The sequence below is a fragment of the Rhodothermales bacterium genome, from assembly GCA_039944855.1.
Taxonomy (GTDB): Bacteria; Bacteroidota; Rhodothermia; order Rhodothermales; family JANQRZ01; genus JBBSMX01.
In genome coordinates this window covers 62546-80495 of sequence record JBDUXZ010000029.1, presented here as the reverse complement: position 1 = coordinate 80495, position 17950 = coordinate 62546, and the positions used below count along the sequence as shown (strand labels likewise).

The window sequence follows — 17950 nt, the reverse complement described above, 5'->3', positions numbered from 1 at the left end:
GGGCCAGCCCGCCCGCGCCCGGCTTGGGGGCTGGGAAGCGGGGGGTATGCGGGCATAGAGGGCGACCGTGTAGCGGGGGCGTGGGCTAGAGCCCGACGCCGATAGAGAGCGTGAGCGCGCCGTTCTTCGCCTCGGGGTCGCCACTGACGTCGAACACGTCGTTGAGCCCGAACGTGTAGCGGGCGTCGAGGACGAGCTTCCGCGCGCCGAGGTTGAAGTCGAGCCCGCCGCCGACGACCATGCCGAGGTCGCTGCCCTTGAGGGTCTCATCGAGGTCCTCCTCGTCGAGCTCACCGTAGAGCTTGATCCCGAGCGAAGGGCCGGCGACGAGGTAGGGCCGGGCCGGGCTCTGGACCGGTACGTTGACGCGGGCGAGCATGGGGAGCTCGAGGTAGCCGAACGTGTACTCCCGCTCGCCGACGCCCATCGGGGAGGAGCCGTCGGCGTCGATCTCGGCTCCCTTCGCCGAGAACAGGATCTCCGGCTGGATGGCGAAGACGGGCGTGAGGTTATACGTCAGGAAGAGGCCGCCGCTGAAGCCGGTGCGGTTGCCGGCCTCGTCCACGTCGTCGCCGTAGAGCGTGGCGAGGTTGAGCCCGGCTCTGACACCGGCGGAGAGGGACGAGTACGCCGCGCGCTGGGCGACGGGCGGGCTGCCGTAGCGCTGGGCTTGGGCCGAGTCGGCGGCGAGGGCGAAGAGCGCGAGGGCGACGAGGCCGGTCACGATTCGAGGGGAGACACGGGAGCGTAGGGGGTGCATGGGTCCTCGGGGAATCAGAGTGTCTGGTACGTGCTGCCATCCCGCTCAGGGATGGCGACGTGAAGCGTGGTGAGAGGGGCGACCTGGTCCATGGTTGGGTGGGTGAGATCGGCATACCCGAAGCGGCCGAGGGCACGTGCGAACGAGGAGAGCGTCTCCGCACCGTGACCCGGTGTGGTGGGCCGGGAGGCGGTGATGATGAAGAGCGGTTTGCACATGGCGGCGTCCGGCGAGTGGTTGTATCCGGGTGTGTCCCGGTCCCTGCCCGTTCAACGGGGCGGCCGAGGGCTCGGTCGTGGCGGGAGCCACCGTCCTGGCGTGGTGGCGCGGACCCCCGGCGCGTGGTGGATCGGACCACACGGTATCCGGTTCATCCGCTGTGTCACCCCCCGCCCGTGCGGTGTCCCGCGATCCCGTCGAAGACGAGCGCCACGAGCGTGTCGGCGATCTCGGCGGGCGGCGTGCCGCAGTCGAGGGGGCCGGTCTGAAGCCCGAGGGCGATGAGGTGGCCGAAGAGGGTCGCCAGCAGGTGGTAGGCCGCGACGCGGCTCGGCAAGGTTAGACGGTCCTCCTGGAGAACGGGAGCGACCACGTCGACCAACTCGTCGGTGAGCCGGGCCAGGCACTCGGCGACCGGCCCGACCTCGGCGTCGGCGAGCAGGCGGGGCAGCTCGCGGACGTGGACCCGGAGGAGGTCCGGGTTCCGACGGAAGTACGTGGCGGCGGCGAGGGCGAGCGTCCAAAACCGGTATCGGACGGCCCCCTCGCCCTCGGTGAAGGTCCGGACGACGATCCCACGGAGCGCCGCGAGGTGGTCGTCGAGGACGGTTTCCAGGAGGCCTGCTTTGCCCTCGGGAAAGTGGAGGTAGACCGTCCCCTTCCCGATATCGGCCAAGGCTGCGATCTCCTCGACCGTCGCTTCGTGGTAGCCACGCTCTGCGAAAACGGCTCGGGCGGCGAGCAGGAGGCTGGCGCGGCGGGCCTCCTGCTCACGGTGACGCCAGACGGGGACGGGTGCGGGAACGGGCACGGCAAGAGGAGTCGGTTGTGTTAGCGAGACAGGCGGGCGGAGGCCGCACGGAGTACCCCGAAGAACGAGGTCAGCACGGGCATCGCCACGAACACGATGAACCAGGACGGGACGGACGCGGAGCTAGGCACAGTGGGCCTCAGTGCGTGGTGGGGTTAGAGCGCGGGGCTCAGGACCGGATCGCCCATCACCGGCTCGTTGGCAAGTCGCTCGTCGGCGGCGTGCTCGGCGCGCTGGGCCTGGACGGCCTTGCGCTCGGCGCGGGCGTCGGCGCTGAACCGGCTCTTGATCCACCCCCCGAAGTCGTCGAAGTAGGTGTAGGCCACCGGCACCACGAGCAGGGTCAGCATCGTCGACGTGATGAGGCCGCCGATCACGGCGCGGGCCATCGGCGCGCGGAAGCCGCCGCCCTCGCCCATGCCGATCGCGATCGGGAGCATCCCCGCGATCATCGCCAGCGTCGTCATCATGATCGGGCGGAGCCGGACCTGCCCGGCCTCCACGACGGACGTCCAGCGGTCCTTGCCCTCGCGCCTTCGCTCGTTGATGTTGTCCACGATCAGGATCGCGTTCTTCGTCACGAGGCCGAAGAGCAGGATCACCCCGATCATCGACATCATGTTGAGCGTGTCGCCCGTGATGAGGAGGGCCAGGAGCACGCCGATGAGCGAGAGCGGCAGCGACATCATGATGGCGAACGGCTGCGAGATCGACTCGAACTGCGAGGCCAGGATGAGGAAGATGAGGATGATGGCGAGGAGGATCGCCTGGATCACGTATCCCGTCGTCTCGGCGAGCTGCTCGGTCTCGCCGCCGAGGCGGACGGAGTAGCCCGGCGGGAGCGTCACCTTCGCCAGCTCGGTCTCGATGTTGGCCGAGGCCTCGGAGATGGAGAGCTCCGGCACGTTGCTGGCCGAGATCGTCGCCACGCGCTGGAGGTCGTTGCGGTCGATCTGCGAGGGCGCCGTGCCCTCCACGATCCGTGCCACCTGCGAGAGCGGGACGGTGATGCTGCCGCCGCCCGCCGCCGTGTTGCTCGTGGCGATCGGAATGCGGGCGATGTCCTCGACCGAGCGGCGCTGCTCGGCGGCGACCTGGAGCACCACGTCGCGCTCCTCGCCCGTGGGGTCCTCCCACGTCGTCACCGTCTGCCCGGCGAGGACGGGCCGGACCGTCGCGGCGACCGCGCCGATGTCGAGGCCGAGCTCGTTGGCGAGGTCGCGGCGGACCTCGATGCGGTATTCGGGACGCGGCTGGCCGAGCGAGTTCGTGACGTCCACGACGCCCGTAGCGTTCGCCACCGCGTCCTCGACCTGGAGGGAGAGCGCCTGCAAGCCCTCCACGTCCGGCCCGCGCACCTCGACGGCGAGTGGGGCCGTCGCCCCGCCGAGACCGCCGGCTGCGAGGACCGAGATGTCCACGCCGAAGACCGGCTTCAGGCGCTCGCGCGCCACGACCATCAGCTCCTGCTGGCTCAACTCGCGCTCGCTCGACGGCGTAAGCTTGACGAAGATGTTGCCGCCGGTGACCGTGCCCGTCGCGCCCGCGCCGACCGTAGTGTACGTGTAGTCAACGCCCTCGATCTCGCCGACGACCTCGCCGATCTGCACGGCCTTCTCGCGGGTGTAGGCGAGGCTGGAGCCGTCCGGGGAGTCGAACTGGACGGCGAACTCCGCGTCGTCCGTCGTCGGCATGAAGCCGCCACCGATGAACGGGAAGAGCATGAGCGCGGCGAAGAACGAGGCGATGGCGAGCACGATCACCGCCTTGCGGTGCCCGAGCGCCCAGCCGATGAGGCCGCTGTACTTCTCGGCCCCCCGGTCGAACCACGTGTTGAAGGCGGCGATGAAGTTCTTGATCGGGTTCTTCGACTTCCCGTGCTCGGCCTTGTGCGGCTCGACGCCCCAGTGCGCCGACATCATCGGCGTGAGCGTGAACGAGACGAAGAGCGAGACGAGCACGGCCACCGCGACCGTCACGCCGAACTGGTAGAAGAACTTGCCGATGATGCCGCCCATGAAGGCGACCGGCACGAAGACGGCCACGATCGTCAGCGTCGTCGCGAGGACGGCGAGGAAGATCTCGCGCGTGCCCTCGCCCGCCGCCGTGAAGTGGTCCTTGCCCATCTCGCGGTGCCGCACGATGTTCTCGATCACCACGATCGCGTCGTCGATCAGGATGCCGATGGAGAGCGAGAGGGCCATCAGCGTGAGGATGTTGAGCGTGAACCCGAGCACGTTCATCACGATGAACGCCGAGATCACCGACACCGGGAGGGCGAGGCTCGTGATGGTCGTCGCTTTGATGTCGTTGAGGAAGAGCATCACGATGATGATCGTGAGGAGCGCGCCGAGGAGGAGCTCGAAGATGACGTCCTCGACCGAGTGCCGGATCATCACGGAGTTGTCACGGATGACCTGGAGCGAGGTCCCGGCCGGGAGCGCGGCCTGGATCTCGTGGACGGCCTCGATGACCTGCTCGGCCACCTCGACCGTGTTGGCCCCGCTCACCTTGAGGATGTCGAGGGCCACGGCGCGCTCGCCGTCCACAAAGGCGAGCGAGCGCTCCTCCTCCGTCGCGTCCTGGATCGTGGCGACCTCGCCGAGCCGGATCGGCGTCCCGTTGCGGTTGGCGACGACGACGCCGGCGAACTGCGCGGGGTCGTCGATGCGGCCCGTCACGCGGACGAGCTGCTCGCGGTTGCCGCGCTCGACGCGCCCGGCCGGGGCCTCGAGGTTCTGTGCCTGGAGCGCGCCGATGACCTGGTTCACGGTGACGCCGAGGGCCTGGAGCCGCTCGGGGTTGATGTCGACACGGATCTCGCGTGCGAGCCCGCCCGCGATCTGCACCTCGCCCACGCCCTGCACCGACTCCAGCGTGCGGCGGATGTCCTCGTCGGCCATCGTCGTCAGGTCTGAGATCGGGAGCGTCGTCGAGGAGACGGCGAGCGAGACGATGGGCTCGGCCGAGGGGTCGAACTTCTGTACGACTGGCTGCTCGATGTCCGCCGGCAGGTCGCGGCGGACGGCGTCGATCTTGGCGCGGACGTCCTGCGAGGCCTCGTCAACGTCCGTCCCGAGCTCGAACTCGACCGTGATGACGGAGACGCCTTCGAGGGAGACCGACGTGATGCCGTCCACGCCCGCGACGGGGTTGAAGGCCTCTTCGAGCCGCTGCGTCACCTCGCGCTCGATCGTCTCCGGGCTCGCGCCCGTGTAGACCGTCTGCACGGTCACGATCGGGATGTCGACGTCCGGGTACTGGTCGATGGCGAGCCCGGAGAAGGAGAAGAGGCCGAGCACGACGAGCCCGATCATCACCATCGCCGTGAACACGGGCCGCCGGATGGAGACGCCGCTGAGGCCGGTGAACCGGGTGAGGTCGACGGGTGCGCCGTCGTCGGTCGTCGCGGCGGGAGGCGGGACGGCCCCCTTTGGCGGGGTGTCGTGGCCGTTGGGGGAAGGCGTCGTGGAATCACTCATGAGGTCGGGAGGCTAAAAGGCCTGAAGGGGAAGCCGTAGGGGGAGCGCGGAACGCTTGGGCTACTCGCTGTCGGGGAGGACGGTGGTGCTGACGGGTGCGGCGGCCGAACTGGCCGCCCGATCCCCGGCGAGGCGGACGCGGACGCCCGAGACGGTGTCGGTCGTGGGCGAGACGATCACGGTCGCGTCGGCGGCGATCTGCCCGCGCACGGCCACGAGCCCGCGCGTCGCGTCGCGCGTCTCGACCGTCACGGGGCGCCGCGCGATCACGTCGCCATCGACGACGAGGAGGTAGGCCGTCCCGTCGCCCTCGCGGACGGCGGACTCAGGCACGAGGAGCGCCTCCTCGATCGTGTTCGAGATGACGACGCCTGTGGCGAACAGGCCGCCGACGAGGGTGCCGGGGTTCGAGAGGCGGAGGTAGACGCCGATCTGGCGCGTGCTCGCGTCGGCCGTCGGCTCGATGCGGGCCACGGTGCCGGTGAACCGCTGGCCGGGGTAGGCGTCGATCGTGAACTCGACGGGGTCGCCGACGCGGATGCGAGCGGCGGCGTCCACGCTCACCTGCCCGGCGAGTTCGAGGGCGCTCGTGTTGACGACCGTGAAGAGGCTCTGCCCCGGATTCACCGCCTCGCCGACCTCGACGAACCGCTCGCTCACGGCCCCGTCGATGGGCGCGCGGACGACGGTCCGGCCGGCCTGCTCGCTCGCCCCCGTCGCCTGCGACTGAGCCGAGGCCACCTGCGACCGCGCCGCCGCGACCTGGGCCTCGGCGGCCTCGACCTGCGCTTTCGCCGCCTCGTTGTCGAGCCGCGACATCGCGCCCTCTTCGAAGAGGAACGCCGCGGAGGCGGCCTGCTCACGGGCGAGTGCCAGTTGCGCCTCGGCCGCCGCGACCGCGGCCTGCGCCCCGCTCACCCCAGCGCGCGTGCTCGCGGCCTGGCTGCGGATGCCCTCGGCGTCGATCGTCGCCAGCGTGGTGCCCTGGCCCACGCGGTCGCCTTCCTGGAAGCGGACGGAGCCGAGCGTGCCGGAGACCTGCGCCTTCACGTCGACGACGCGGTAGGGAGCGAGCGTGCCGGTGATGGCGATGCCGGCGCTGATCGGGCCGCGCTCGATCCGGGTCACGTCGGTCGAGGCGAGGACGAGCGGGGCGCGCTCGGCCTCGTCGGCCACCTCGGGCTCGCTACCGCCACAGGCCGCAAACGCGACGAGGGCAACGAGGAGGAGGGGCGTCAGGGAAGCGCGGCGAGGGCGGGCGGTGTGCAGTGCGTTCATGGAGTCTCTCGAAGGGGAAGTCGTGGCGGGAAGCGCGAAGGCGAGGAGCGCGAGGGGATCAGGGCACATCGGGCGTCGGGACGTTGGGCGTTGGCGCAGTGTCCGTGGTAGTGGGGCGGGTCGTGTCGAGCGGCGGGAGCTCGGGGATGAGCTGGCCGTCGGGGAGGGCGAGCGTGCCGCCGGTGCCGGTGGAGGTGCCGGCGCGGAGGAGGTTGGCGTCGGCGTTGTAGAAGTCGGCCAGGGCCTGGACGAGGTTCGTGCGGGCCTGGAGGAGCGAGAGCCGGGCGTCGGAGACTTCGAGCGGCGTCGAGAGGCCCTCGTCGTACTGGAGCCCGGTGAGGCGGTAGACCCGGCCGGCCTGCTCGATGGTCTGCTGGCGGGCGGCGATGAGGGCGCGGGCGCGGCGCTTCTCGCCGAGCGCCTGCTCGGCCTGGAGCTGGACGGCTTCGCGGAGCTGGGCGGTCTGGAACTCGGCCTGGCTCAGTTCCACGCGCGCCTGCTGCACCTCGGCCGAGCGCCGGAAACCGTTGAAGATCGGAACCGAGACGCCGACGCCGACGGTGAAGTCCGGCCGCCACTCGCCCCCGAAGTCGAAGATCTCCTCGGTGAAGAGCTGCCGGCCGTAGTTGGCCTGGAACGAGACGCTCGGGAGGTAGGCGGCGCGCTTGAGGCGGACCTGCTGCTCGGCGATGGCCACCTGCTCCTCGGCTGCGAGGATCGCCGCCCGGCCCGAGACGAGGGCTTCGGCGTCGAGCGCGACGTTCTCCAGTTCGTCCGGGGCCGGGAGCGTCAGCGGCGTCGTGAGCGCGACGGGCTGGCCGTAAGGGAGGTTCGTGAGCCGCTTGAGGTCGAGCACGGCGAGCTCGGCGGCGTTCTGCGCCTGCACGAGTTGGGGCCGGAGGTTCTCCAGCTCCACCTGGGCGCGGAGCACTTCGAGCTCGGAGTTCGTCCCGGCCGTGAGCCGGAGCTGCTCGGTATCGAGGAAGCTCTGTGCCTGGACGATCGCCGCCTGCGAGATGACGACGAGTTCCTGCGCGACGAGGGCCTGGATGTAGGCCTGCTGCACCTGGAGGCGGATGTCGGCCAGCTCCTCGGTGAGGTTGTACCCCGCCGCCTCGCGGAAGTGCTTAGCGATCTGGATGCCCGCGCCGAGCTGCGGTGAGTAGATCGTCTGGCCGAGGCTGATCGTGGCGGCGTAGGTGTTCTTCTGGCCAAAGGGGAGCCCGCTGAACAGGCCGCCAATCGCCCCGAGCGCCGCGTTGCCCGCGTTGTCCTCGAGGTACGTCACCCGGTCTTCGAGGGGAGCCGTGGGGTCGGGGTCGAAGATCAGCGCCGGATCCACGACCGTGTCGTCGCCGCCGATCTCGGTCGAGGACTGGATCGCGCGGGTGTAGTTGAGGTTGGCGCTGATCTGCGGGAAGAGCGCGGAGTACGCCTGCCGGGTCTGGGCCGCCGCGAGGTCCACCTGCGAGCGGGCGAGGCCGACCTCCTCGCTGCGCTCGACCGCCATGAGGACGGCCTCGTCGAGGCTGAGGGCGAGGGGGGCACCCACCGGCCGGGGCGGCACGATGTCCTGGGCCGTGGCGCTCGTAGCGAACGCCGCGAGCACGACGAGGGCGGGAAAGAGAGGAAAGAGTCGGCGCATGAGAGCGGGTCGCGTGGAAGAGGCGTCTCCTGGAGGAGCATGTCCTGGTGTGTCCCTTTAATCGGCTGAGCGGCTCGTTTGATCGTACCGGGGTCCACCCCTCGCCCGTGGTGGCTTTTGCGCCTGCGCCGTGGTGAGATCCACCACGACCCGTTCTCTGCGCGCGCTCCGGCGTACTTTGAGCGCGTTCAGTCCCCCTTTCGCGGATTTCAGCCCCTATGAACCACCGCATCTTCGTCGTCGACGACCACTACGTCACGCGGAAGGGCTACGGCTTTCTGATCGGGGAGGAACCCGGCCTCGAGCTCTGCGGCGAGGCGGAGTCCGCCGAGGACGCCCTCGCCCACCTCCCCGACGCCTGCGACCTCGTCGTGAGCGACGTGTCGATGGACGGGATGAGCGGGGTCGAGTTCGTCAAGCACCTCCAGGCCGCCCGGCCGGAACTCCCCGTCCTCGTTGTCTCGATGCACGACGAGGCGCTCTACGCCGAGCGTGTGCTTAAGGCCGGCGCGCGGGGCTACCTGATGAAGAGCGAGGCCGGGACCGAGATCATCGACGCCATCCGCCGCGTGCTCCGGGGCGGGACCTACGTCAGCCCGTCGATGTCCGAGGCCATCGTCCGGCAGTTCTCCGGCGGGGTCTCGGCCACGCCGTCCTCGGGCGTCGAGGCGCTGAGCGACCGCGAGCTCGAAGCCCTGGAGCTCCTCGGGCGCGGTTTGAAGACGGCTGAGATCGCCGAGGCGATGGTGGTCAGCCCGAACACGGTCGAGAGCTACCGGGCGCGGATCAAGAAGAAGCTCGGGCTGGCGAGCGGCGGCGACCTCACGCGCTACGCGATCCGCCACGCCCAGGAGCGGGGCCTCCTTTAGCCATGCCCGGTCCCGAAGCCGTCCCACGCTCTCCTGCCGTTGCGGGAGCGGATACGGAAGCCCAGGCGGCGTTCGACCGCATCCTGCTCCGGGCCGAGCGGACGCGGGCCGGCCTCGTCGCCGCGTTCTTCGGCACGCTCACGGTCGCGCTCGTCCTCCGCGTCGCCATTGAGGCCGTGAGGGGAGCACCGGAGGCGATGGGGTTGGGTGTCGCCATCGTGGTCTTCCTCGGAGGCGTGACGGGCCTGGAGCTCCTCCTCCGCCGCGACGCGGCCACGCGCCTCCGCGAAGACCGACCGCCCTCCGACCTCGTCGCCTATGCGTTCACCGTCGTCGAGATCGGAGCGTATACGGTCGGGAACATGATGCTGGGGATCGCGGGCGACGCCGTGATCGTGGTCATCGTCGCGCTCGTGGCGCTCTCGGCGTTCCGCCTCATCCCGAGCGCCACGTTCCTCGCGGGGGTGACGGCGGCGGTAGCCTACCTCGTCCTCGTCTGGGCCGTCCGGTCCGAAACCGCTTCGGACCCGGGCGTCGAACGCTTCGTGTGGACGGCGGCGCTCATCGTGGCTTCGGGCGGCGCGCTCGACGTCATGGCGGGGGCCGTGCGCCGGGCCGCGCTCCGCCTCGCCACCGAAGCCGTCCGGCGGCAGCAGCTTCAAGCCGACCTCCTCGAATCGGTCGAGGCCACGCAAGAACGGACCGGGCGGGCACTCCACGACGGTGTGGGCTCCCACCTGACGGGCCTCTCGTTCTACACGCGGGGCCTAGTGCGGCGGCTAGAGCGCGGCGAGCCTGTGACAGCGGCCGAAATGGAAGAGGCCGCGGCGATGGTGGACGACGCCGTTCGCCAGGTACGGCAGCTCTCCCGTGGGCTGTCACCGTCGGAGATCGAACCGGGCACCCTCGCGCTCGCGCTCGCCGACCTCGCCGCAAGTGCGAGCCGGGCCACCGGGCTCCCCGTTACGCTCAATGCCGCTGACGGCCTTCCGGCGCTCGCACCCGGCGTCGAGGCCCACCTCTACCGGATCGTGCAGGAGGCAGTCGTGAACGCACTCAAGCACGCCGACCCCTCGTACGTCGCCATCTCACTCGAAGATGACGATGGTCTCGCTCTGACCATCGAGGATGATGGCGCGGGACTGCCCCCGCCCACGGAGCGAGTCGACGGCGTGGGGCTCCGGTCGATGCGCCATCGGGCCGACCTCGCAGGCGGGCACATTGACGTAGGTGCGGGCGGCGAGGGTGGAACTATCGTCCGGGTCGTAGTCCCAAGCTGAGCGTTTGGCGGTCGCCGTGATTTGGTGGGCCGAGTTCCACATTTTCGATATGTCTCAGCAATACTATTGGACCTCCGGAAAGGCTCCCGATCATGGGTGTGACCTCATCCGCGTACAGCCTCAGTAGATGCTGATAGTATTGCTGAAAGGCGGGAGGGGAGGGGGGCTCGAACTAGCCTGCCAGGCCTCCTGGGGCCTTCCGCGCGCTGAACGACCGCTGAAACCCGGTGGATTTCAATGGGCCTTCCTGGATAAGGGGCATTAGGCGAGAGGGCCCCTACAGATGCTGAAACGGCCCTCCAGGCATCCTGGGGGCCGTTTCGTGGAGCGGAACACGGGACTCGAACCCGCGACCTCAACCTTGGCAAGGTTGCGCTCTACCAGCTGAGCTAGTTCCGCGTGAGAGTCGAAAAGTAAGACGCTCCCTCACGGCTGTCAAGCGCACCGACCGTCCTTTCCCTCATAGATCGACAGCATTCGACGGATCTCCATGTGGACGCGGTGGCGAAAGTCGAACGGCTCAAGCACTTCGATGTGGTGCCCGCGAGACAGCACGTAGCTCATGAACTCGTCGAGCTTGTACGGGGGGAAGTAGGCGTCGAGTGTTCCATCTGCGTTCGCGGTTCCGTTGGTGAGGTTGCCGCCACGCGCGAGAAACGCTTGGATAGCGACTGCGGAGTAGCGCACGTGGATCTGCTTACTCGGATCGGCCCCGCCGAGCCCGGGCTCCGTTTCCGCGTTGAGGAGGATGGGGGCGAGGCTGGGGAAGGCGAGGAAGGGGAGGGCCGTGTGCTCCGACGCCAACACATAGGAATTCAGAGAAGCATCGAACTCGATGTCGAGCGAGAGCGCGTTGCGGAGGTAGGCGATGTCGCGCGTGATGGTGCGTCGGGAGACACCGAAGACTTCGGCGGCCGTAGCCGAGGTCAGCTTCTCCCCGGAGCGGAGCCACTCGATCAGGTGATGGGCACGTTCTTCTGAAGTGGTTCCGCAGCGGGTGTTGGAAGAGATCGGGGTAACTGGACTTGAGGAAGGCATGGGGGAGCGGGTGGGGTGGGGATGCCCTCTTAGACACCCGAGCGATGCGACGGTAACCTTCTAAACGCTTTCCTCAAAGAGTCAGAATCACCGGGATACCGTGGTCCTAATGACGGAGGATATAAATGAAGCAAGACATGATCTTATGGGCTCTCGCTGAGTGAAGGGGTCCGGCCTCCATCGAAGACAAGTTAACCTTTGCCAGGTAATGAAACATACCACGCAGGGGGTGGACAACGGAGTGCCCTACGCACGCGGGGGCGATGCATCGAGTGGCAAGGCTTCGCCGAGGACATTCGCGCCGGGGGTCCTATACTTGGGCGATCTCCACTCGACCACAACCCATGTCTCACCTCCTGATTCCGAAACCCAAACCCGGCGAGTTCGCTCCCTACTACGCGACCTACATCGATGCCGTGCGAGAAGGCGACCTCCTGAAGCTCCTCGAAGAGCAGGGGGCGGAGATGGCCGACCTGCTCGGCGCGTTCGGCGAGGCGCGGGGGACCTATCGCTACGCGCCCAACAAGTGGAGCGTGAAGGAGGTGCTCGGCCACATCACGGACACGGAGCGCGTGTTCGCCTACCGCGCCCTCCGCTTCGCCCGGGCCGATTCCACTCCGGTCCCCGGTTTCGAGCAAGACGCTTACGTGGCCGCGGCCGGGTTCGACCGACGGACGCTGGACGACCTGGCCGAGGAGTTCTTCGACGTCCGGAAAGCCACGATCAAACTGTTCGCCGGTCTCGATGCCCTTGCGCTGAAGCGAGCGGGCGTCGCCAGCGGTTTTCCGATGACGGTCCGCGCCGCGGCGTGGATCATCGCCGGGCACGAGCAGCACCACGCCCGCATCCTGCGCGAGCGCTACCTCACGGACCCGCCAGCGAGGAGCTAGGGCGAGGGTGCGCTCACGACAAGCGTGCCGGAGGCGGTTCGCCCATTCGTCTCCGGTTGATACATCGCCTCGGCCGAGGCCGGCGGGTGGACGAAGGTGCCGGGCGTCGTCGCGCGGGCGACGTAGGTGTACGTGTGCTCGCCCGCCCGCAGGTAGTCGGCGAAGAGGACGACGCGGTCGTCGCGGAACTCGGTGTGGTTGAACGAGCCCCACCAGGTCGAGGAGCCGGTCTGCTCGCGGGCGTCGTCCGACGTCGTCACGAAGTCGGCGTTGAGGGCTTCGAGGCCGGCCGGGAGCGCGTCGTCGAGGACGATGTAGCTGCGGGCCGTCGGGCTCGTGAGGCGGAGCGTGACGAGGACCTGCTCGCCCGCATCGAGGGTGACGGTCCCGCCCGTCGCGGTCGCTGCCCCGGCGGGCTGCCCGCGCTCGTCGAGCCGTTGGAGGCGGCGTTCGACGGCGAGGCCGCGGCTGCGCGACTCCTGCGGGCCCGTGGAATAGGTTTCGAGCGTGAGCGCGTAGTACGCCTGCCCCGGCCCGGTTTTGCGGATCGTGACGGGCGCTTCGGCGGGAAGCTGCCCGACGGGCACCTCGGCGTCGGCGACGTCGAGGCTCCGTCCGGCGAACGCCTCGCGGAGCACGCGCCGCCCGGCGACCTGCACCTCCGCGGTGAAGTCGGGCGCCGTCTGCTCGAAGGCGTCGAAGAACGCGCGGAAGGCGTCCACGACGGCGGCGTTGTCCTGCGTCGAGGCCCAGTGCCCGCCGTCGCGCGACTGCATCAGGTAGCGGATCATCCGCTGCCCGAGTTGCTGCGTGTCCGCCGACGGGTCGGCCTCGACGAGCGCGGCGAGGCCGTACGCCGTCGCCCGCGTATCGGAGGCGAAGATCCAGCCCCACGCGCCGCCTTCGGGCATGTCGAGGTACGCCGTCGTGGACTCGACGCGGATGCGGCTGCGGAGCCGTTCGAGGAGCGCCGCGCGGTACGACCGCAGCGGCGTGCCGCCGAGCACGACGGTCCGCAGCAGCAGGCTCTGTCCCTCGGCCGAAAGCTGATCCGGCCGCGCGGCGAGCTGATCGACCTCCGCCGCGAGCACGCGGCCGTGGCGGGCAAGCGCGTAGAGCATCAGCGCCCGCGTGTCGGCCCACACGGCGGCGTCGTAGTAATCCGGGCGCTCGCTCCGATTCCGCACGCTTCGTTCGAGCGCGGCGACGGCGTCGCGCGTGATGCCGAGAGGGATCGGGAAGCCCGCCGCCTTCGCTTCGGCGAGGGCGAGCACGACGTAGCCGGTGAGGTACGGGTTCGCGTGCCGGTCGCCCGCCCACAGCCCGAAGCCGTCGCCGGCCCAGTATTCGTCGAGGCTGCCGAGCCACGCCGTCACGACCTGCTGCCGGTCGCCGTCGAGCGCGTCGAGGTCGAAGGTGTCGAGCAGTTCGTCGCCGAGGAGGAGGGGGCGGACGCGGGAGGTTCGCTGTTCGAGGCAGCCGTAGGGGTAGTCGAAGAGGTAGCGGGCCGCGCCGTCGAGCCCGGCGAGCGCCGTCGAGGCGAGCGTGATGCGGAGGCCGCCGAGGCCGGGCACGCGGTCGGCCGGCAACCGCAGGGCCTCCTGCGCCGCGCCGTCCGTCGAGGCGAACGTCGCGCTCACCTCCTTCGTCGTAGGGAGGGCGACGGGCAGCGTGGTGGCGAAGGCGTCGCGCTCATTCCCGAGCCGCGCCGTGAACGTCAGCGCGGCATCGCCCGTCCGCTCGGCGGTCCACGCGAAGCGGACTTCGCGCGTCTCTCCCGCGTCGAGCCGGATCTGTTTCGATGCGTCGCCGCGCAAGGCGAGCCCTTCAGCCTCGGCCGTGACGGTGGCCTCGCCCGCCGCGTCCGTTCGGTTCGTGACGAGCACGCCGGCCTCGAACCGATCCTTCAGCCGTGCGAAGCGGGGGAGGGCGGCTTGCAGCACGAGCGGCTGCGTGACGACGATGTCGGTGTGCGCCGCGCCGAAGCGGTGGTCGGCGCTGAGTGCCGTCGCCATCAGTCGGAACGTGGTGAGGCTCTCGGGCAGGCGGAACGTAACACGCGCGCGGCCCCGCGCATCCGTGCGGACGGCGGGCGCCCAGTGGGCGAGCGGGCGGAAGTCTTTGCGGAGGAGGTCGGACGCGTCGCCGCCGCCGCCGCCTGCGTCCTCCTCTTTCTGCCCGAAGTTGCGCTGCCGGACGAGGTTCGACAACGTTTCGCTCGTGGTCACGCCGAGCGGGCGCGGGCCGTAAAACGTCTCGAACGGGTCGGGAAGGGCATAACCGATCAGGTTGAGCACGCCCGCGTCGGCCGCCGAGAAGGCGATCTCGCCCGCGATGCCGCGCCCGTCCGCACCGCGCAGCCGGAGGTCGACCGTCACCTCGTCGCCCGGCCGGTACTGCACGGCGTCGGGCTCGACGTCGACCTGCAAGTGCCGCACGCCGGGGTCGACACGCAGCTCGGCGTAGCCGATTTTGAACGACGGCGCGCCCGCGTCGGCCGTCGCGGACGGCGGCGCCGAGCGGCCGTGGAGCAGCACAACGCTGACGAACACGTTCGGCAGGTGCGCCTCCGTCAGCGGGATCTCGACCTGCGGGGCGCTCCCTTCGAGCGTCACGACGCGGCTCGAAATGATCCCCTCGCGCTCGACCGTCACGAGGGCCGTCGCGGACTCGTACGGCGACTGCACCATCACCTTTGCCGTCTCGCCGGGCGCGTACGTCGTGTGGTCCGGGACGAGGTCGATCCGGTCGTCGTCGGCGCGCTCCCACGCGACATAGCCCGAGCCCGTCGCGTAGAAATAGGCCTCAGTGTGGATCGCGTTGCCGCGCACGTCGCGGGCCGTGGCGCGGACGAGGTACGAGCCGCCCTCCGTGACGGGCATCGAAATCCGCGCGAGCCGCCCCGCCTTGGGCGTGACCGTCTGCTCGCCCATGGGCTCCTCGACCGTCTCGCTCCGCCACCGCAGCCGCCCGTCCGCGCCGACCTCGCGCACGCTGTTCCACTGCCGCCGGATCAGCTCGACCGTCACTTCCTTCCCGCCGACGGGCCGCCCCGCCGGGTCGACCGTCACGACGTCGAGTTGCATCACGTCGCGCTCGCTGAGGTCGAGGAAGGTCGTGCGCGGGCGGAGGCCGACGTAGAACAGGCCGGGGTGAAGCGGGACCGTCGTCCGGCCCGATTGCGTTTGCCGCGCCGGATCGGTGACGGTGCCTTCCCACCGAAGCTCGCGCGGCGAGCCGGTCTCGTTGCCGGTGAGCGGCAGCCGTACATCCACCGTCCCGTCGGCGGCGAGCACGGTGTCGCGTCGGGCGAACTCGTCGTACCCGTAATTCCGTTCGATCGCGCCGAACCGGAAGGCGTCGAAGCCGGGCGGGGCGAACGTCGTGGGCGAGGCAGAGAGGACAACTTGTGCCGGCTGCCCGCCCATCGGCGAGCCGAAGAGATAGCGGCCCTCGACGGTCCCCTCGAAGAAGTCGCCGACGACGTAGGCCGGAGCCGCCGCCCGCGCCGTGACCTCGAACCCGGCGCGGCGGAACGCCTCGACGCGGAACGTGCCCTCGGCGATGTCGCCGCGCTCCCACGGCTCGCGGTTCGCAGCGGCGGTGTCAGCGGCGTAGGCGACGCGGACCGAATAGACGCCCTGCGCCGCCGTTCCAGGCGCGGTCCAGTCCAGATCGAACGTGCCGAGATCTGAGGGGCGGAGGCGGCGGTCGAGCACGGTCTCGTCGCGCGGGCTGCGGACGAGGACGCGGACGCTGTCGCGGATTGCGCGCCAGTCGCCGTCGGTTTTGGAGCGGAGGATCGCTTTTAGGAAGACCGTCTCGCCGGCGCGGTACAGTCCGCGGTCGGAGAACACGCTCCCGGCCTCGGCGCGGGCCTCGGTGTTCCAGTCGAACGGCACGTCGAAGCGGTACGGCTCCAGCCCGTCCTGATACATCGACGCCGTGAACGCGAGGTCGCCGCCGCGCTCGACGAAGACGTACTGCTGCGGGTCGTTCCACGGGTTCGGCTTCTCCATCCCGAGTCCGGCCCAGCCCGGCGATTGTGCCTGCCCGCTCGCGTCCGTCGTGCCCTGCCAGCGGACGCCGTTCTCCGCGTCGCGGACGGTCACGCGCGCGCCCGCCACCGGCTCGGCCGTCGTGAGTTCGGTGACGAGGAAGAGGTTCTGGTGCGGGCTGAACTTGGCCGTGATCCCGAGCCGTGTCACTTGGGCAATCGCGCGATGATCCTGCGCTTCGTTCCGCACCGTCGGCCCGAGCACGCGGAGGCCGACGACGCCCGTTCCGCCCGTCAGCACCGAGTCGAGGGGGAGGGCGACGACACCGGGCGTGTTGCGCGCGAGCCCCGGCCGAAACGCCTCGGTCGCGGCGACGGGCTCCGGCTCGGCCGCGCCCTCGTCGAGCTCGCCGTACCAGTGCTCCCGGTCGTAGGCGCGGAGGATGGGCACGATCTCGTCCGCCCGCAGCCGCTGCCGCCCGACGCGCACGGTTTCGACGTTCGTGACGTGGAGCGGCAGGCCCGGCGTCCCGTCCGCTTCGAGCACGAGAATCCCGCCCGGCACGGACAGCGAGGGCTCGTAGGCCCGCGTCGTGAACGTCTGCTGCGCGGTGGCGAGCGTCTGCCCGAATACGTCGCGGAGGCCGCGCACGGTGAGGGCGTAGCGCGTCTCCGGCGCGAGCTCGAACGGTAGCGTGTGCTCGGCTCTGACAGCCGCGTCGCGTGCTTCGATGCCGGGCGGCAGCGCGGCGCTCGGGTCGAGCGCGACGGCGCGGCGGAGGTCGCCAAATCGGACCGGCGTCGAGAACGTCAGCCGGACGCCCCGGCGCGGGTCGAAGCCGGGCCGATCGTCGTAATACGACCGGTTCTGATCGACGGAGACCAGCCGGAGCGGGCCGTACGTCGTGAACGCGACCGTCGTCGTGTCCGCCATGCCGAGCGGGCCGACGGCGGAGGGGAGGCCGGGGAGGAGGCGGAGCGTGTACGCCGTCCCGCCCGCGAGCGCCCGCGCCGGCCGGACGACGAGCATGCTATCGCCGTCCGCCGCGACGCGGACCTCGACGGGGTCGCTGTCCTTCCGCGTCAGCGTCACGAACCGGGCCGCGCGGTCGGCCGCGATGGGTTGATTGAATTCGAGCCGGAGCGGGGCCGAGGGCTCGGCGTAGGGCTCGCCGCGCGTCGGCGTCGAGGTTACGAGGTGAGGGCGCGGCGTCTCGAAGCGCCACTCGAACGGCTCCGATCGCTCGCCGTCGAGGCTCTCGACCGAAGCGAGTCGGGCGCGGAATGCGGTGGCGGGCGGGAGGGGCGCGCTCGGCGTGAACACGAGCGTCTGCGTGCCCTCCCACGCGAGCGTCCCCGCCACGGCCGGGTCGAGTGTGATCGTGTTCGGCTCGATCTCCGGCGCGTCGCCGAGCGGCACCATCGGTCGGCTGAACGTCACGGTGACGGGATGATCCGGCCCCATCGCCTGCATCGGCCCGTAGGGCGTCGCGCTCATCACGCGGAGCGGCCCGTCGAGCGTCGGAACGAATGCCTGCCCGTCCGTCTCCACATCGAGCGCGACGTCCTCGACGCCGAAATCCCCGTCTCCCGCCTCGCGGGACGCTTTGCACGCGGCGAACGCGACGACGCAGACGAGGGTCAACACGCACGCGGCGAGGAGAGGTCGGTTCATACGAAA

At 70.1% G+C, this 17950-nt stretch carries 11 protein-coding genes and 1 tRNA gene; 3 read left to right on the top strand and 9 right to left on the bottom strand.

The window, feature by feature from the left end; translation table 11 throughout:
* Positions 1-85: 85 nt before the first annotated feature.
* From ABJF88_14600 to ABJF88_14575, 6 genes are all read right to left on the bottom strand, one after another.
* Positions 86-724, bottom strand: coding sequence for a porin family protein (locus tag ABJF88_14600; GenBank protein MEP0548162.1), 639 nt, complete (start codon positions 722-724; stop codon positions 86-88).
* 50 nt (positions 725-774) lie between these two features.
* Entirely contained in the window at positions 775-978 is a 204-nt protein-coding gene (locus ABJF88_14595) for a hypothetical protein (protein MEP0548161.1), read from the bottom strand.
* A gap of 164 nt (positions 979-1142) precedes the next feature.
* Complete coding sequence (locus ABJF88_14590) at positions 1143-1790, bottom strand: TetR/AcrR family transcriptional regulator (GenBank protein MEP0548160.1); 648 nt, start codon at positions 1788-1790, stop codon at positions 1143-1145.
* Positions 1791-1945: 155 nt separating this feature from the next.
* The gene (locus ABJF88_14585) at positions 1946-5272 is read right to left on the bottom strand and encodes an efflux RND transporter permease subunit (GenBank protein ID MEP0548159.1); all 3327 of its coding nucleotides are present in this window, start codon (positions 5270-5272) and stop codon (positions 1946-1948) included.
* 60 nt (positions 5273-5332) lie between these two features.
* Entirely contained in the window at positions 5333-6550 is a 1218-nt protein-coding gene (locus tag ABJF88_14580; GenBank protein MEP0548158.1) for an efflux RND transporter periplasmic adaptor subunit, read from the bottom strand.
* 58 nt (positions 6551-6608) lie between these two features.
* Entirely contained in the window at positions 6609-8195 is a 1587-nt protein-coding gene (locus ABJF88_14575; protein ID MEP0548157.1) for a TolC family protein, read from the bottom strand.
* A gap of 218 nt (positions 8196-8413) precedes the next feature.
* Between ABJF88_14575 and ABJF88_14570 the strand changes: the two genes are divergently transcribed.
* Complete coding sequence (locus ABJF88_14570; GenBank protein MEP0548156.1) at positions 8414-9064, top strand: response regulator transcription factor; 651 nt, start codon at positions 8414-8416, stop codon at positions 9062-9064.
* A gap of 2 nt (positions 9065-9066) precedes the next feature.
* Positions 9067-10344 (top strand): ATP-binding protein, encoded by a 1278-nt coding sequence (locus ABJF88_14565; protein ID MEP0548155.1) that lies wholly within the window; start codon positions 9067-9069, stop codon positions 10342-10344.
* 323 nt (positions 10345-10667) lie between these two features.
* Here ABJF88_14565 and ABJF88_14560 read toward each other — a convergent pair.
* Both ABJF88_14560 and ABJF88_14555 read right to left on the bottom strand, forming a co-directional pair.
* Positions 10668-10743, bottom strand: a tRNA-Gly gene (locus tag ABJF88_14560).
* A gap of 36 nt (positions 10744-10779) precedes the next feature.
* A complete protein-coding gene (locus ABJF88_14555; GenBank protein MEP0548154.1) occupies positions 10780-11382 on the bottom strand; it encodes an HTH domain-containing protein in 603 nt (200 codons plus the stop codon).
* Positions 11383-11726: 344 nt separating this feature from the next.
* Here ABJF88_14555 and ABJF88_14550 point away from each other — a divergent pair, with 344 nt between their 5' ends.
* A complete protein-coding gene (locus tag ABJF88_14550; GenBank protein ID MEP0548153.1) occupies positions 11727-12272 on the top strand; it encodes a DinB family protein in 546 nt (181 codons plus the stop codon).
* Here ABJF88_14550 and ABJF88_14545 read toward each other — a convergent pair.
* The gene (locus ABJF88_14545; GenBank protein ID MEP0548152.1) at positions 12269-17944 is read right to left on the bottom strand and encodes an Ig-like domain-containing protein; all 5676 of its coding nucleotides are present in this window, start codon (positions 17942-17944) and stop codon (positions 12269-12271) included. The genes ABJF88_14550 and ABJF88_14545 overlap by 4 nt on opposite strands.
* Positions 17945-17950: the final 6 nt, after the last annotated feature.

What these genes read in the sequence shown, in the direction of transcription:
- ABJF88_14595 (MEP0548161.1), bottom strand. Translation starts at nt 978, where the DNA reads ATGTGCAAACCGCTCTTCATCATCACCGCCTCCCGGCCCACCACACCG.
- ABJF88_14585 (MEP0548159.1), bottom strand. Translation starts at nt 5,272, where the DNA reads ATGAGTGATTCCACGACGCCTTCCCCCAACGGCCACGACACCCCGCCA.
- ABJF88_14580 (MEP0548158.1), bottom strand. Translation starts at nt 6,550, where the DNA reads ATGAACGCACTGCACACCGCCCGCCCTCGCCGCGCTTCCCTGACGCCC.
- ABJF88_14575 (MEP0548157.1), bottom strand. Translation starts at nt 8,195, where the DNA reads ATGCGCCGACTCTTTCCTCTCTTTCCCGCCCTCGTCGTGCTCGCGGCG.
- ABJF88_14570 (MEP0548156.1), top strand. Translation starts at nt 8,414, where the DNA reads ATGAACCACCGCATCTTCGTCGTCGACGACCACTACGTCACGCGGAAG.
- ABJF88_14565 (MEP0548155.1), top strand. Translation starts at nt 9,067, where the DNA reads ATGCCCGGTCCCGAAGCCGTCCCACGCTCTCCTGCCGTTGCGGGAGCG.
- ABJF88_14555 (MEP0548154.1), bottom strand. Translation starts at nt 11,382, where the DNA reads ATGCCTTCCTCAAGTCCAGTTACCCCGATCTCTTCCAACACCCGCTGC.
- ABJF88_14550 (MEP0548153.1), top strand. Translation starts at nt 11,727, where the DNA reads ATGTCTCACCTCCTGATTCCGAAACCCAAACCCGGCGAGTTCGCTCCC.
- ABJF88_14545 (MEP0548152.1), bottom strand. Translation starts at nt 17,944, where the DNA reads ATGAACCGACCTCTCCTCGCCGCGTGCGTGTTGACCCTCGTCTGCGTC.